This is a genomic window from Stenotrophomonas sp. NY11291 (genome assembly GCF_023277365.1).
Classification (GTDB): Bacteria; Pseudomonadota; Gammaproteobacteria; order Xanthomonadales; family Xanthomonadaceae; genus Stenotrophomonas; species Stenotrophomonas geniculata.
On sequence record NZ_CP096975.1, the window covers coordinates 1,494,747 to 1,510,050 of the forward strand.

13 protein-coding genes are annotated in these 15,304 nt (G+C 67.6%); 4 read left to right on the forward strand and 9 right to left on the reverse strand.

What is annotated here, in order from left to right; translation table 11 throughout:
* Positions 1 to 105 precede the first annotated feature (105 nt).
* The 9 genes from M1L61_RS06965 to M1L61_RS07005 form a co-directional block, all read right to left on the reverse strand.
* The gene (locus M1L61_RS06965) at positions 106 to 1,644 is read right to left on the reverse strand and encodes a GGDEF domain-containing protein (protein ID WP_248854493.1); all 1,539 of its coding nucleotides are present in this window, start codon (positions 1,642 to 1,644) and stop codon (positions 106 to 108) included.
* Between the two features lie 258 nt (positions 1,645 to 1,902).
* The gene (gene tsf, locus M1L61_RS06970; protein WP_010486320.1) at positions 1,903 to 2,778 is read right to left on the reverse strand and encodes a translation elongation factor Ts; all 876 of its coding nucleotides are present in this window, start codon (positions 2,776 to 2,778) and stop codon (positions 1,903 to 1,905) included.
* Between the two features lie 126 nt (positions 2,779 to 2,904).
* Positions 2,905 to 3,711 carry a 30S ribosomal protein S2 gene (gene rpsB / locus M1L61_RS06975; RefSeq protein ID WP_005408748.1) on the reverse strand — a complete coding sequence of 269 codons (807 nt, stop codon included), beginning with the start codon at positions 3,709 to 3,711 and terminating at the stop codon, positions 2,905 to 2,907.
* Positions 3,712 to 3,931: 220 nt separating this feature from the next.
* A complete protein-coding gene (locus M1L61_RS06980) occupies positions 3,932 to 4,630 on the reverse strand; it encodes a molecular chaperone (protein WP_248854494.1) in 699 nt (232 codons plus the stop codon).
* Positions 4,630 to 4,848, reverse strand: coding sequence for a hypothetical protein (locus tag M1L61_RS06985; protein WP_010486315.1), 219 nt, complete (start codon positions 4,846 to 4,848; stop codon positions 4,630 to 4,632). Before M1L61_RS06985 ends, M1L61_RS06980 begins: the two co-directional genes overlap by 1 nt.
* Positions 4,849 to 5,008: 160 nt before the next feature.
* The gene (locus M1L61_RS06990; RefSeq protein WP_010486313.1) at positions 5,009 to 6,046 is read right to left on the reverse strand and encodes a spore coat U domain-containing protein; all 1,038 of its coding nucleotides are present in this window, start codon (positions 6,044 to 6,046) and stop codon (positions 5,009 to 5,011) included.
* Entirely contained in the window at positions 6,043 to 8,421 is a 2,379-nt protein-coding gene (locus M1L61_RS06995) for a fimbria/pilus outer membrane usher protein (RefSeq protein WP_248854495.1), read from the reverse strand. Before M1L61_RS06995 ends, M1L61_RS06990 begins: the two co-directional genes overlap by 4 nt.
* Positions 8,422 to 8,428: 7 nt before the next feature.
* Complete coding sequence (locus M1L61_RS07000) at positions 8,429 to 9,163, reverse strand: molecular chaperone (RefSeq protein ID WP_029550703.1); 735 nt, start codon at positions 9,161 to 9,163, stop codon at positions 8,429 to 8,431.
* A gap of 14 nt (positions 9,164 to 9,177) precedes the next feature.
* Positions 9,178 to 9,708 carry a spore coat U domain-containing protein gene (locus M1L61_RS07005; RefSeq protein WP_010486309.1) on the reverse strand — a complete coding sequence of 177 codons (531 nt, stop codon included), beginning with the start codon at positions 9,706 to 9,708 and terminating at the stop codon, positions 9,178 to 9,180.
* 173 nt (positions 9,709 to 9,881) lie between these two features.
* On the opposite strand from M1L61_RS07005, the gene map reads away from it, so the two are divergent.
* From map to M1L61_RS07025, 4 genes are read left to right on the forward strand one after another with little or no spacing between them, the layout of a single operon-like run.
* Positions 9,882 to 10,724, forward strand: a complete 843-nt coding sequence (map, locus tag M1L61_RS07010) for a type I methionyl aminopeptidase (protein WP_019336946.1) — start codon at positions 9,882 to 9,884, stop codon at positions 10,722 to 10,724.
* A 2-nt stretch (positions 10,725 to 10,726) separates the two neighbouring features.
* Positions 10,727 to 13,354, forward strand: coding sequence for a [protein-PII] uridylyltransferase (locus tag M1L61_RS07015; protein WP_248854496.1), 2,628 nt, complete (start codon positions 10,727 to 10,729; stop codon positions 13,352 to 13,354).
* Complete coding sequence (gene dapD, locus M1L61_RS07020) at positions 13,354 to 14,418, forward strand: 2,3,4,5-tetrahydropyridine-2,6-dicarboxylate N-succinyltransferase (RefSeq protein WP_019336948.1); 1,065 nt, start codon at positions 13,354 to 13,356, stop codon at positions 14,416 to 14,418. The genes M1L61_RS07015 and dapD overlap by 1 nt, the downstream gene beginning before the upstream one ends.
* A 2-nt stretch (positions 14,419 to 14,420) precedes the next feature.
* Positions 14,421 to 15,287 carry a hypothetical protein gene (locus M1L61_RS07025; RefSeq protein WP_019336949.1) on the forward strand — a complete coding sequence of 289 codons (867 nt, stop codon included), beginning with the start codon at positions 14,421 to 14,423 and terminating at the stop codon, positions 15,285 to 15,287.
* The last annotated feature ends 17 nt before the right edge of the window (positions 15,288 to 15,304 follow it).

Sequence of the window (15,304 nt, forward strand, 5' to 3'; positions counted from 1 at the left end):
TGGAAATCGCGGGCGATTCTACGCGCATGCGGCGTCGGGCCAAAGTGTTTTGTGCACTGCGGCGCAAAATCCTGCCATCCGCCCCGGTCAAGCGGGGCGTCCCGTTCAGCCCAGCTCGGCGCCGGCGGTGGCTGAAAGCTTGTCGTGGCCGAGGGCGCCTGGGGAGCGGGCGATCACCCGGTTGCGGCCCAGGTTCTTCGATCGGTACAGCACATCGTCGGCGGCACGCAGCAGGTCCTGCACGTCGGCAAAGCGCTCGTAGCCGCCCTGGGTGGCCACGCCGGCGGAGAAGGTGACGAACAACGGACCTCCCTCCAGCTCGGCCATCGGCGTGGCGACGATGTTGGCCAGTACCCGGCGGATCACGTCCAGGGCCACGCTTTCGCTGGTATTGGGCAGCAGCGCGACGAATTCCTCGCCGCCGAAGCGGGCCACGGTGTCGCTGTTGCGCAGCTGGCCCTGCAGCTTGCCGGCAAAGGCGCGCAGCACCTCGTCGCCGGTCAGGTGGCCGTGGGCATCGTTGATCTTCTTGAAGTCGTCCAGGTCGATGAAGGCCACCGACAGCGGCCAGCCCTGGCGCCCGGCGCGCAGGAACTCCTGCTCCAGCACCGCCTCCAGCTGGCGGCGGTTGAGCACGCCGGTCAGGGCGTCGCGGTGGGCCTGGTCGGCCAGGCGCTTGGCCCGCGCCTCGAATTCGTCGGCGCGGCGGCGCGCCTGGTCGGCATCCTGCAGCTCGCGCAGGTTGCGCAGGGTGGCCAGTTCCTGCGCGTGGTCGATCAGCTCACGGACCCGCGAGGGCGAGTTCAGCCCGGCCTCGAACAGGCTGGCGATGTCCGGCAGGGCCTCGCTGATGCGGGTCAGCACCTGGTCGAAACGGGCGCTGTCGAGTTCCAGCCGGTCATGTACCTGGTGCAGGGCGCGCTCGCGGGCGGCATCGGCATCTTCGTCCAGCCAGATGTCGGCGACCGCGCCGGACAGCTGCACGCAGGCCTGGAACGGCGAATCGGCAGCGTCGTCGTCCTCGCTGTGGCTGATGCTCTCCACCAGATAGCGCGGCAGGCCCCATTGCTCGGCCACCCAGGCGCCGACATCGGCGTGGCTGCAGCCGAGCGCGTCGCGCTCGCGGGCAACCAGGTCCGTGTTGTCACGGGCTTCGCGCAGCAGCGGCAGGTAGCGCTCCGATTCGGCCTGGGCCAGGCACAGCACGCCCAGGTCCTGCAGCAGCCCGGCCAGCATCAGTTCCTCCAGGCGGCGCAGGCCGCGGGCCTGGCCCAGCTGGCTGGCGGCCAGTGCGCTGAGAATGCTGCGCTTCCACGCGCGCTGGCGCAGGTCGTGGTCGGCACCGGCGCCGCCGGTCAGGCCCTGGGTGACGGTGAAGCCCAGGGCAAGGCTGATCGTGGCATTCAGGCCGAGCATGGTCAGTGCCTGGCCGAGGTTCTCGATGCGGCGACGACTGGCGTACAGCGGCGAATTGGCGATGCGCAGCATGCGAGCGCTCAGCGCCATGTCGATGGCGATGATGTCGGCGGCGGTGGCGATGTCCGTTTCCGGGTCCTGTGCCAGTTCGATGATGCGCAGGGCAATACCGGGTGGCGAAGGCAGGTTGCGGCAGAGCGCCAGGGCAGCTGTCAGCTCGGGAGGCATGTCGGGTCGTTCAATTCCATTGGGACAAGAATACCTAGGAATGCATCACAGTCCTCGATTTTCGTTCCTGCTATGTGACTGTGGATTCCCTGCGCCGAGTATCGGCTTGATTCGCGCGCAACGCAAAGGTGCCGGTGTGCGCGGCGTCGGTGTGCGCAACAACAGTTGGAGCATGAGCCTCCCATTGTCCCGGGCATAAAAAAAGAGCCGCGGATTCCCGCGGCTCCTTCTGGTCGCTTCGCAGCCGGAAGGCTGGAATCAGACCTGCATCGCCTTGGCAACTTCAGCGGCGTAGTCTTCCACCACCTTCTCGATGCCTTCGCCGACGATCAGCAGCTTGAAGCCAGCCACGTCGGCGCCAGCGGCCTTGACCACCTGCTCGACGGTGGTGTCGCCCAGCACGTAGGTCTGGCCGTACAGGGTCACGTCGCTGACGATCTTGTTGATCTTGCCGCTGATGATCTTTTCCAGGATCTCGGCCGGCTTGGCCTTGTCCTTTTCGGACATCTTGGCCAGCTCGATTTCCTTTTCCTTTTCGACGAAGTCGGCCGGAACGTCCGAAGCCTTGTTGTGCGGCGGCTTCAGGGCAGCCACGTGCATCGCCAGGCCACGGGCCAGCTCGACGTCGCCGCCGATCAGGTCGACCAGTACGCCAACCTTGCCGTTGGTGTGGACGTAGGCACCGATGTTGCCGGTGGTGTCGACCTTGACCATGCGGCGGATCTGGATGTTCTCACCCAGGGTCTGCACGGCGGTGGCGCGGGCTTCTTCAACGGTGCGGCCATCGGCCAGCTTGGCAGCCTTCACGGCTTCGACGTCGGTGGCGCCCGATGCCAGGGCGGCAGCGGCGACGGCATTGACGAAGGACTTGAAGTTGTCATCGTTGGCGACGAAGTCGGTTTCCGAGTTGACTTCGACCAGCACGGCCTTGCCGCCATCCTGGGCCAGGCCCAGGCGGCCTTCGGCGGCCACGCGGTCAGCCTTCTTGTCGGCCTTGGCGGCGCCGGACTTGCGCATGGCTTCAGCAGCAGCGTCGATGTCGCCGTTGGCTTCGGTGAGCGCCTTCTTGCATTCCATCATGCCGGCGCCGGTGCGCTCGCGCAGTTCCTTGACCAGGGAAGCAGTGATTTCCACGGGATTACCTCACGAAAGAAAGGGGTTGGGCCGGCATGGTGGCCGGCCCGTGTGACACGGTCCTGTCACGCGCCAAAGGCTGCGTGCAGGGAGGGTGGATGCCGGGCGTCCACCCCGGGGCCTGGATCAGGCCTGGGCGTCGTCGCCCTTCTTGGCAGCCTTCTTGGCCGGAGCGCGGCGGGCCGGCTTCTCTTCGCCTTCAGCAGCGGCTTCAGCGAACTCTTCCTCACGCACCGAAGCAGCGTGCGGAGCAGCAGCCTTGCCTTCCAGCACGGCGTCGGCAGCGGCGCGGGCGTACAGCTGCACAGCGCGGATGGCGTCGTCGTTGCCCGGGATGGCGTAGTCCACCAGTTCCGGGTTGTAGTTGGTGTCGACCACGGCGATGACCGGGATGCCCAGCTTCTTGGCTTCCTTGATCGCGATGTCTTCGTGGCCGATGTCGATCACGAAGATGGCGTCCGGCAGACGGTTCATGTCCTTGATGCCGCCCAGCGAGGCTTCCAGCTTGTCGCGCTCGCGACGCAGGCCCAGCACTTCGTGCTTGACCAGCTTCTCGAAGGTGCCGTCGGTTTCACCGGCTTCCAGTTCCTTCAGGCGGGCAACCGACTGCTTGACGGTACGGAAGTTGGTCAGGGTGCCGCCCAGCCAACGCTGGTTCATGAACGGCATGCCGCAACGCTCGGCTTCTTCCTTGATGGTCTCGCGGGCGCTGCGCTTGGTGCCCAGGAACAGGACGGTGCCGCGCTTCTGGGCAACCGACGAGATGAAGTTCATCGCGTCGTTGAACAGCGGGACGGTCTTTTCCAGGTTGATGATGTGGATCTTGCCGCGGGCGCCGAAGATGTACGGAGCCATCTTCGGGTTCCAGTAGCGGGTCTGGTGGCCGAAGTGGACGCCGGCTTCCAGCATCTGACGCATGGTGACCTGGGGCATTGCAATACTCCTGATATGGAACCAGCGATTCCGCCCGCGGGGATAGGTATGCGGGACGCGTGGAAGCGCGATCGGTTCCGGGGTTGGGCTTCCCTGTTGCCTCCGTGGCCGAACTCCTTGCGGAGCACCCCGGCACGGATGGGGGCAGCAGGTGTGGATTCACCGGTGACGTCCGGTGTGGACGGTCTCCCGCGCACGCAGGCGGCAGGAATCCGGTCGATTATAGCCCGCTCGGTGCGCTCGCTGCAATTGCCGGGTCCGGCACGGTCAGATCGACCACGCGGCCGTCCTGCAGCCGGGCTTGGAAATGGCCACGGGCATAGCCGTTGGCATGGGCGGGGAGGGCCCAGCGACGCTCCCGGCCCGCCAGCAGGTAGCCGGCCAGTCCCGGCAGCAGCAGGGTGCGGCGGCCATCGTCGGCGACGAACGCAAGATCGTGCAGGCGGGCGTGTACGGTACCTGCGTTGCTCAATCGCAGAAAGGGATGTGACGTACCGGGTTCGATCCCGGCATGCAGCTCCGGCCACGCCAAGGGCATGGCGTGGCCCCTGAACAAGGGCAGCGAGTACCGTGGCAGGTCCGGTTCAGTGGGAGCCAGAAGCACCCGGTAGGCCTGCTCGACGGCAATGGGTGACCTGTCCCGGGGCAGCAGCCAGATGCGTTGGCGGGTGCCGGGCGGGAGGTCGAGCCGGGCAGGGCTGGCCAGGATCTGGTCGCTGGGCCGCAGCTTTTCCGCGTCGGCCTGCTGTTCCCAGGCCAGGATCCGAACCTCGCCCTGCCAGCGGCCGGGACCGGGGTTGTACAGCCACAGCTCGCTGTGTCCCTCTTCGGCTGGCAGCTGCAGGGTGGTGGGCACCAGGTCCAGCGCCGACGCGGGCAGCGCCAGCAGCAGTACCAGCAGGCTGAGCAGGGTACGCATCAGTAGATGACGGTCACGGCGGGCGCCGCGTCGTCGCTGTCGGCCGGCGGCGCGAGATCGCGGATCTGTTGCGGAAGCTCGGGCGCGTCGCTGCGCTTGTGCGGTGCCGCGCATCGGGTGTTGCCGGCATCACCGCTGCAGCCCTCGACCACGGTCAGCCGGATCTGCAGGGGTGTGCTGCCGGGATCGGCCCACGCGGGCGTACTGGCGACCAGCATCGTCCCGATCAGAAGTGCGCGAACCACCTGCCATCCACCGTGCTGTAGGACCCGTTGCGCGGTATCGGCAGGTTGCGCCGGAACTGTAGAGCCGAGCCCATGCTCGGCTTGCCGGATGCCAGAAAATGAAGCCGAGCATGGGCTCGGCTCTACAGGGGACTCAATAGGTGATCGTCACCTGCACCAGATCGTTGTAGGTACCGGCCGCGGGCTGGCCGGTGACCGGCGGCACCCGGCCATAGATGGTCAGCTGCTGCGCGCTGCCACTTCCGGTGCCGCCAACGGTATCGACGTTGAGGGTACTACCCCAGCGCAGGCTGCGCGCGGCATCGCGGTACAGCTCATAGGGGAGGTAGTAGGTGCCGCTGCCAATGGTGGTGGCCATGCGCCGGGTGGTGGAGGCGCCGGGGTTGTTCTGGCCATTGTTGAGGCTGATCTGGTAGGCAGTGTTCTTCAGGCAGGTCAGCGTGAGCGTGGCGGTCCGGTCGATGTTGGCGGGAATGCTGCCGGTGACGTTGCCGAAGTCCATGCTGGTGGTGACGTAGCTGCCGCATTGCGGCAGCACGTTGGCAGTGGCGGTGAAGCTGAATGCCCCACTGGCGCTGTTGGTGCCGGTCGCGCCGCCGTTGCAGGTGGCCGGCACGGTGGCGGTGCCGAGCAGGACTTCGTTCCAGGCCCAGGTAAGCACCACGTTGGCGCCGCTGAAGGTGCTGCTGTAGGCACCCGAAGCGAGGATCTGGTTGGCAGGGATCTGCGCGAACAGCTGCACGGACTGCGCACCGCTGCCGCCGGTCAGCAGCGGCACGCTGTAGCTCATGGTCAGTTCCTGCGCGGGTGGCGTGCCGCGCGGCACCAGGCCGGTGGCCTGGCTGTAGCTGGCGGTGTTGTACAACTGGAAGTTCATGGTGTCGCTGGTGGAGGTGGACATCGTGCGGAAGGTGGAGCTGCTGCCGCCGCCACTGCCAGCGCCGATACCCACGCAGACGCGGACACCGGTGGTGGCCAGCAGGCTCAGTGCGGCGGTGGTGCAGGTCACCGTGATGTTCAGCGTTGCCGCCGTAGGGCCGGGAGCGTTGCTGTTGATGTTGCCGAATGGCAGGGTCGGGTTCGCGATTGCCGTGCAGACCGCTGTCGCCCGGGCCGGCAGTGCCGCGAGCAGGCCGGCGACCAGCAGCACGCCGAGCAGCAGCACCCTCACGGCGCGACCTCCGGAATGCACTGCAGCGGTGCCGGCTTCGGCCGGGCGCCAGACGCCACCACCTTGGGCTGGTCGGGTACCTTCACCCGGCACTGGCCGCGGCTGGTGGTGATGTACAGCACGCTGCCGGCAGCGATGTCTTCCAGGTACAGCAGGCCGTCATAGCCCACCGTGGCCTGGCGTCCATCGGGCAGCTGCACTTCGCTGCCCACTTCCAGTGGCTGCCCGTCCATGCTCTGAAGCGTCAGGCTCAGAGAGGGACGCGAGCGCAACTGGAACGTCACGTGGGTACCGGCGCGCTGGCGCGGCGTCACCCAGTCCTCGATGCGGTCGGCACGCATGTCCTCGGGCAGGTCCAGGGTGTCGATCGAGACCCGGTTGCGCTGCCAGGACAGCAGCGGGCTGACCAGCAACAGGCCACGATCATCGGTGACGCCGATCAGGCGGTTCTCCAGACGCACCGGCACGCCGCCGACGCCGTTGGTGCTGATTACCGCGAACGCGTCCGAGACCTCGCGGGTGGCGAACGCGTGCCCGCCCATCCAGACCAGGCTGCCACTGGCGCTGCCGTAGGCATAGTTGAGCCCGCCCTGGCGCGAGGCGCCGAACGAGTAGCGGCCGATGTCATTGAGGATGCCGACTTCGGCCAGGCCGCCGTTGCCGTCCTCGCCGTGGCGCACCTGCGCGCGCCAGCCGATGCCGCCTGCACTGCCATCGCCGGGCACCGGCTGGGTGACGTCGGCCACCCAGGTCTGGCTGTCGCCGTTGCGCTGGCTGGACAGACTGGCCTGGCGGTTGTTGCCCAGGCTGGCGGTCACTGACAGATAGATGCTGCGGTCATCACTCTGGTCCAGGTTCTGGTTCACCGACAGGTAGGCCGACCAGCGCTGGCTCCAGGTGCGCGACCAGAACAGGCTGGCATAGCGGTTGTCTTCGCCATCGGGGTAGCGCAGGCGCAGGTAGCTGGCGCTGAGCGTGCCCAGCCGCAGCAGATCCAGCCCGACCGTGGCCTGTTCGCTGATGCTCGGCGGCAGGTTGCCCTGCAGCGCGCCGAGGTCACGGTAGTCGCCGTGGCTGCGCACGCTGCGCAGGTTGACGTTGAGACGGCGGTTGTTCCAGCTGTAACCCAGTGCCCACTGCCCGCCCTGCAGGCCGTGATGGTTGCTGTGCGCGTAGGCCGCATTGAACACGCCGGCGCCGCCCAGCAGCCACCAGCCGCCGATGCCGGCCTGGGCCAGGCCACCTCCGCCCTCGGCATGCGCTTCACCGGTGAAGGTATCGCTGATGCCGCCGCGCCAGCTGGCACTGGCCACGGTGCGATCGTCGTAGGCGAAGGAGCGCTGGCCGAAGTCCTGGCGCAGGTGGCCGACGCCGACCGACCAGTCGGACAGTCCCTTGGCCAGCAGTTGCTGGGTGCCATAGAAACTGAAATCCAGTGTCTGCATGCGGCCGAATGCGTCGGTGACCACGACCTGTGCGTTGCCGGTGCCGCTGATGCCTGGCTGCGCGGCCAGCTGGAACGGGCCGACCGGGACCTGGCCGCTGTACTGGCGCAGGCCGTCGACATACAGCTCGACGGTGGAGGGCACCACGGCCTGGCCGAGGAAGCTGGGCGTGGGAGTGAGCACGCGATACGGCTGCAGGCCGTAGTTGCGGCCGATCTGCAGGCCGCCCAGGCGCACCGGGCGGGTCCAGTCGACGAAGCCGCTGTAGAAATCGCCGACCTCCAGCGTCATCGCCTTGTCGGGGAAATCCAGGCTCCAGCGCGTATCCAGGCGCACGCTCTCACCGCGCCAGCGACGATCGCCGGGCTGCTGGTAGCGTCGGCTGACCGCGGTGTTTTCGAAGGTGCCGTTGCCGACGCCGAACAGGCGCAGTTCCGAGCTCAGGCTGAGGTTGCCGAGCGTATCCACCCGGCTGCCATACACGTCATAGTTGAGCAGCAGTCCGGGTGAGGCACTGCCTGCAGGGGCGCGCGTCTGCGGGCGGCTGAGCACGGTAGTCGGCAGGGTCAGCTGGTCCAGCGGCACGTCCAGCGCCAGGGTCTGCAGGCGTGCGTCATAGCGCACCACCGCGCCGCTGATCTGGTCCAGGTACACCGGTGCATCGCCGTTGGCGCTGAAGCCGAGCTGGCGCAGCACGTCGGGGCTGGCCTGCAGGCGGCCACGGTTCTCGATGAAAGGCATCAGGCCGCGTGGGGTGCTGTTGAGCGCCACGTCCAGGTACAGCGTCTGGTTGGCGGTCAATGGTGTGGGCGGTGGCAGGATCGCATCGGCGGAGATGCCTGATACATCGGCGGCGGTGGTGGCCGCTGCACCGGACACATCGGCGGCTTGGATCGCCGCAGGAGCCAAGGCAGCAAGCAGCGCACCCATCAACGCCTCAGCGAGCCGATGGAGGCGACAGCGGCGTCTGTTCCGACTCGCCATTGAGCTTGGCCGTGATCTGGTCGTTGTCGCGGTCGATCGCCGTGCGCTCGATCGGCCAGCGCATCACCTGCCCGGGCAGCACGTATCCCAGCAGTCCGGGATGCACGATGCGCGGGCGCGTGGCACTACCCAGCGCGAGATCGGCGATCTGCGCATAGCTGTTGCCCGCGTTGGCCACCTCGACGCCGTTGCGGCCATCGGGCAACTGCACCAGGCGGGCCTGCAGCTGCGGCGCGAGCTTGCCGGCGGCGGGCTGCACGAACACCGGTATCGAATAGCGCAGCACGAACTGCATCCCTTCGGCACGGGTGGCCAGATCGGGCACCTCGTCGACGATCAATCGGTAATGCTGCTGTGCAGGCGGTGGCGTCCTGTCCGGACGCATCACCCGGACCAGCTGCTGCTGTCCGGCAGCCAGTTCCTGCATCGGCGGGGTGACCACCAGCCCATCGGTGGGCAACAGTTGTTCCTGCCCGTCCTGCTGCACCCAGCGGAACACCCGCACCTGCAGCTTCACCGGCGAGGTGCCGCTGTTGGTCAGCCAAAGCTCGCCGGCGCGCTGGCGCGCTTCCAGCTGCAGGCTGGTCGGGGCGACCTGCAGGCTGGTGGCTTCGACCGGGGCGGCGAGTACCAGGCTCAGGACGAGCAGCGCCACGCCGGTGGCGCGCCACGGGCGGGGTCGGGCCATGCGGGCGTGCTCCATCAATAGGTGATCGTGGCGGTAACCGTATCCAGGTAGTTGCCGGTCGCCGGGTTGTTCGTACTGAGGTTCAGGATCTGGCCGTAGACGATGTAGGGCACGGCCAGCCCGGTGCCGATGCCAGCCTGGGTGTTGGTGCCGGAGGTGGCACCCCAGACCAGGGTGTGTGCGGCGTCCTGGTAGAGCTGGTAGCCGACGTAGTTGTTGGCGGTCACCGCGGCGTTGGTGTTCTTCATCCGGCGGGTGGTGACGTCATTGGCGGTGCTGGCGTTGGCACCTGCATTCAGTGAAATCGTGTACGGGGTCAGTGCCGAGCACTGGGCGGTGACCGTGCCCTGGCCCAGGGTGGGGGTCGCCGTGGTCGAGGCGGCGGTGCCGAAGTCGACGTTGGTGGCCGCCGCGGCGGTGATGGTGCAGGCCTTGGTGACCACCAGGGTGACATTGAAGGTGGTGGTGTCTGCGGCCAGGGCCGGGCTGGACAGCAGAACCCCGGTCAAAGCCCAGGCAAGCGGGGAACGAAGCGCGGATCGCATGGACAACCTCCCTGACCCGAAGGTCCGTTGAACAAGGCGAAGGCGGCACGTTCGGCACCGCTTCGGCGACGGTGACCCCAGCTTAGGTGGCGTAAGTGTCTGTATTCCGTGATAAATGAGGAGGCGAAAGGGTGGTGGGGGTCACGCTTTCACTTTCCTTGCCGGAACCGTGCATGGCCCGGATCGCCAGTTGGGTGGCGTTCGTTCAGATTGTGGCCGGATCGGCGATAATGGCGGCCATGAGCGTGAATCTGAAAACCCCGCAGGAAATCGAGATGATGCGAATCGCTGGCCGCCTGGCCAGCGAAGTGCTCGACATCGTCACCCCCCACGTCAAGCCCGGTGTCACCACCGAGGAACTGGACCGCATCTGCCACGACCACATCGTGAACGTGCAGGGCGCCATTCCGGCCAACGTCGGCTACCGCGGCTTCCCGAAGACCGTGTGCACCTCGGTCAACAACGTCATCTGCCATGGCATCCCCAGCGAAGGGAAGGTGCTCAAGGATGGCGACATCATCAACATCGACGTCACCGTCATCAAGGATGGCTGGCACGGCGACACCAGCCGCATGTACTTCGTCGGCACGCCGTCGGTGATGGCCCGCCGCCTGGTGGAAACCACCTACGAAGCCATGTGGCGCGGCATCCGCGCGGTACGCCCGGGTGCCACGCTGGGCGACATCGGCCATGCCATCCAGAGCTATGCCGAAGGCGAGCGTTTCAGCGTGGTGCGCGAGTACTGCGGCCACGGCATCGGCAAGGTCTACCACGATGAGCCGCAGGTGGTGCATTACGGCCGCCCGGGCCAGGGCCTGGTGCTGCAGCCGGGCATGACCTTCACCATCGAGCCGATGATCAACGAGGGCACCCGCTACAACAAGGTGCTGCCGGATGGCTGGACCGTGGTGACCAAGGACCGCAAGCTGTCGGCACAGTGGGAGCACATGATCGCGGTCACCGAGACCGGCGTGGACGTGCTGACCCTGTCGCCGGGCGAGTCGCAGGTCTCCTGAGGATGCTGCCGGCGAGTTCGCTGCTGGACACGCCGGCCGCGTCGCTCAACGACCCGGACTGGGCTGCTGCCGCGCGCCAGGCGCTGCAGCAGGCCGACGCGCGCCTGTACCGCCGCTTCGACCAGGCCGACAACATCGAGCGCCTGCTGGCGCTGCGCGCGCGCGCCGCCGACCATCTGATCCGCCTGGCGTGGCAGCGTTGCCTGGCCGCCGATAGCGGGCTGTCGTTGTTCGCGGTGGGTGGCTATGGCCGCGGTGAACTGTTCCCGCGATCGGACATCGACCTGCTGGTGTTCGGTGATCCGCCGGCACAGTTGGCGCATGAATCCGCACTGGCACGCCTGTTCGCACTGCTGTGGGACTGCGGGCTCGCAGTCAGCCATGCGGTGCGTTCGGCGCCGCAGTGCCGTGAGGCGGCGGCGGACCAGACCGTGCTGACTGCACTGATCGAGGCGCGCCCGATCCTGGCCGATGATGCGGCACGCCGCGCGCTGCGCGAGGCCATCGACGATCGGGAACTGTGGCCGGCACGCGCGTTTTTCCTGGCCAAGCTGGAAGAGCTGCGCAACCGCCACCAGCGTTTTGGCGACACCGCCGACAACCTGGAGCCGGACCTGAAGGATGGCCCCGGTGGCCTGCGCGATCTCAACACGCTGGGCTGGATGGCACTGCGTGCCTTCGGCGTGCGTGACCTGGAGGCGCTGGTCGGGCTCGGCCATCTGGGCGCCGACGAAGCGGCAGCACTGAAGCGCGAACGTGCGGTGCTGGCGCGGCTGCGTTTCGGCCTGCACCTGGTGGCGCGACGCCCCGAAGAGCGGTTGCGCTTCGATTACCAGAAGACCCTGGCTGCACGCCTGGGCTTTGAAGACGATGCCGAGAATCTCGGTGTCGAGAAGATGATGCAGGGCTTCTACCGCGCCGCGCTGGTGGTGCGCCGGATCAGCGACCGCCTGCTGCAGCGCTTCGAGGAGCAGTTCGACGGCGAGGCGCAGCCGGAGCCGTTGACCGTGGGCTTTTCCCTGCGCCGTGGCTACCTGGCGGCCAACGAAGCCGACTGGCCGCGCGGCGATATCGGCCAGGTGTTCGCACTGTTTGCCAGCTGGGCCAACAATCCGCAGGTGCGCGGCCTGCATTCGCTGACCGCGCGGGCGCTGGCTGAAGCGCTGCCGCTGTTGCCGGCCTACGACCAGGCCGACGCCGATGCGCGCGAGCAGTTCCTGGCGTTGCTGCGCGGCCAGCGCCCGGTCGATACGCTCTCGCGCATGGCACGGCTGGGCGTGCTTGGCCAGTGGATTCCCGCCTTCGCCCAGGTCAGTGGGCGTATGCAGTTCGACCTGTTCCATGTCTACACCGTCGACCAGCACACGCTGATGGTCCTGCGCAACATCGGCCTGTTCGCCAGCAGCCGTGCCGACGAGCGCTTCTCGATCGCGCATGAAGTGTGGCCACGCCTGCGCAAGCCGGAGCTGCTGCTGCTGGCCGGCCTGTTCCATGACATCGCCAAGGGCCGTGGCGGCGACCATTCGGAGCTGGGCGCGGTCGATGCGCGCGCGTTCTGCCAGGCGCATGCGCTGAGCACGTCCGACACCGAACTGGTGGCGTGGCTGGTCGAACAGCACCTGCGCATGTCGGTGACCGCGCAGAAGCAGGACATCGCCGACCCGGAGGTGATCCATCGCTTCGCCACCCTGGTCGGCAGCCGCGACCGCCTGGACTACCTGTACCTGCTGACCTGCGCCGACATCGCCGGCACCAGCCCGAAGCTGTGGAATGCCTGGAAGGACCGCCTGCTGGCCGACCTGTACTTCGCCACCCGGCGCGCGCTGCGCGAGGGGCTGGAACACCCGGTGCCGGCAGCCGAGCGCGTGGCCGAGGCGCGTGACAGCGTGCGCGCGCTGGTGCGCGAGCGGGGTTACGACGATGCCACCATCGACCGCCAGTTCGCGGTGATGCCGGATGAGGGCTTCATCCGCCTGCGCCCGGAGCAGCTGGCCTGGCAGGCCGCCGCGCTGGTGCCGGTGAAGCAGGGCCAGGCGCTGGTGAAGGTACGCCGGATCAGCGTCGACGACCCCGCGCTGGAAGTATTCGTGCATTCGCCGGACCGCGACGGCCTGTTTGCCGCCATCGTGATGACGCTGGACCGCAAGGGCTACGGCATCCACCGCGCACGCGTGCTGGACGGCCCGGCCGATACCATCTTCGATACCTTCGAAGTGAACCCGGCCGATACCTTCGCCGATGGCAGCAGTGCCAATCTGGAAGCGGCGCTGCGCGACGCACTCAGTGGTGACCTGTCGCGCCTGCGGCCGTCACGCCGGGTGGTGCCACGGCAGCTGCGGCACTTCCGCTTTGCCCCGCGCATCGAATTCCGCGATGAGCCGGGTGCAACCCGTTTCGCCCTGGTCGCTCCCGACCGCCCCGGCCTGCTGGCCGATGTGGCGTTCGTGCTGCGCAACCAGGGCCTGCGCGTGCATGATGCGCGCATTGCCACGTTCGGCGAACGCGCCGAAGACACCTTCGTGATCAGTGACGAACACGACCTCCCCCTGACTGAACCTGCCCGGCAGCAGTTGCATGACGCGATGCTGGCCTGCCTGGACCCTGATCGAAACGCCGGAGACCCCGCCTGATGGCCACCAAGCCCGCCAAGAAGACCGCCGCGACCCCCAAGAGCGCAGCGGCCCGGAAACCTGCTGCCGCCGCACCGGCCGCGAAGAAGACCACTGCGCCGAAGAAGGCCGCTGCGGTGAAGGCCCCGGCGAAGAAAGCGGCTGCAGCGAAGAAGGCACCGGCCAGGAGCGCCGAAGCCGTCCGCGCCGAAACCATCGCCCGCAAGTCGCTGCGCAAGCCGTCGGCACCGGGTGTGGAAGAGCTGAAGTTTGGTATCGAGAGTGCCTTCGAGCGCCGTGCCACCTTGACCCTGCACGAGCTGGAAGGCTCGACCAAGCCGCTGGTCAACCGCGTGATCGACGGCCTGGAGAGCGGTGAGTTCCGCGTCGCCGAGCCGGATGGCCAGGGTGGCTGGAAGGTCAACGAGTGGCTGAAGAAGGCCGTGCTGCTGTATTTCCGCGTCAACGACATGGCGGTGGTCGATGCGCGCCCGGCGCCGTTCTGGGACAAGGTCGAATCGCGCTTCGCCGGTTATGACGAAGCGAAGTTCCGCCGCGGCGGCGTGCGCGTGGTGCCGGGCGCGATCGCCCGCCGCGGTACCTACTTCGGCAAGGACGTGGTGCTGATGCCGAGCTTCACCAACATCGGCGCCTACGTCGGCGAAGGCACCATGGTCGACACCTGGGCCACCGTCGGTTCGTGCGCGCAGATCGGCCAGCACTGCCACCTGTCCGGTGGCGCCGGCATCGGCGGCGTGCTGGAGCCGCTGCAGGCCAGCCCGACCATCATCGAGGACCACTGCTTCATCGGTGCCCGTTCGGAGGTGGTGGAAGGCGTGGTGGTCGGTCACCACAGCGTGATCGGCATGGGCGTGTTCCTCAGCCAGAGCACCCGCATCTACAACCGTGCCACCGGCGAAATCACCTACGGCTACATCCCGCCGTACAGCGTGGTGGTGTCCGGCTCGCTGCCGAGCAAGGACGGTACCCATTCGCTGTACTGCGCGGTGATCGTCAAGCAGGTTGATGCCAAGACCCGCAGCAAGACCAGCGTCAACGACCTGCTGCGCGGCCTGGCCGACTGAAGGTGGCTGCGCCGGAGGATCTGGCGCAGTCCGCGATCTACCGGCATCCGTCCGACACCCTGTTCGGGCGGATGCTGCCGCGCCTGCTGCACGCCCCGCGCTGGACCCGGCTGCGCCGCGCACTGTCGCGGCGCTGGCCGATGCCGGCGATGGTCAGCGATGTGCGCGATGTGGTCTACGTGAGCTGGTGGGTCGATGTGCGCCACGCACCATCGCCACCGCCGGGCCATCATTACGTGGTCCATGCCGGACGTACGCCTTACACCATCCTCAGCTACCGTCACGGCCACTTCGGGCCGGCGTTGGCCGGACCGCTGCGCTCCCTGATGCCGTCTCCAAGGCAGAGCAACTGGCGCTGGTACCTGCGTCGTGACGACGCTCCGGACGGGACACCGGTGGTGCTGTTCGACCGCAACGTGATGGACCAGCTGCCCTTCGTCGCCGGCGCGCGTGCCTTCAGCGATGCCATGCAGCCGCATCTTTCCACCCGCTTCGAACATGCGGTGCGCACCGATGGCCGTGGGAATACCCGGATCGAAGGCGGGCAGGGCAGTGCGCCGGAGCTGTACCTGCAGTGGCAGGCTGCTGCGGGCTGGGAGGACGCGGCATGGACGGCGGCTTTCGGTGGCCATCAGGCCCTCCTGCGTTTCCTCACCTGCCAGGACGAGGCCATCGCCCGTACCTGCGACTGTCGCTGGGCCAGCACCCGTATCGCGCTGCCGGTCGAGATCGACCGCCTGCAGCCGCTGCAGCTTGAAGGCGAGCTGCAGTGCCCGCGCCTGCAGGCGCTGGGTGTGAACCTGACCGAGGGGCTGGCCTTCCTGCTGCCACGGGTGCCGTTCCGGGTCGTGTCCGAGCGCCTGTTGTGAGATTCTGGCCCTCTGTT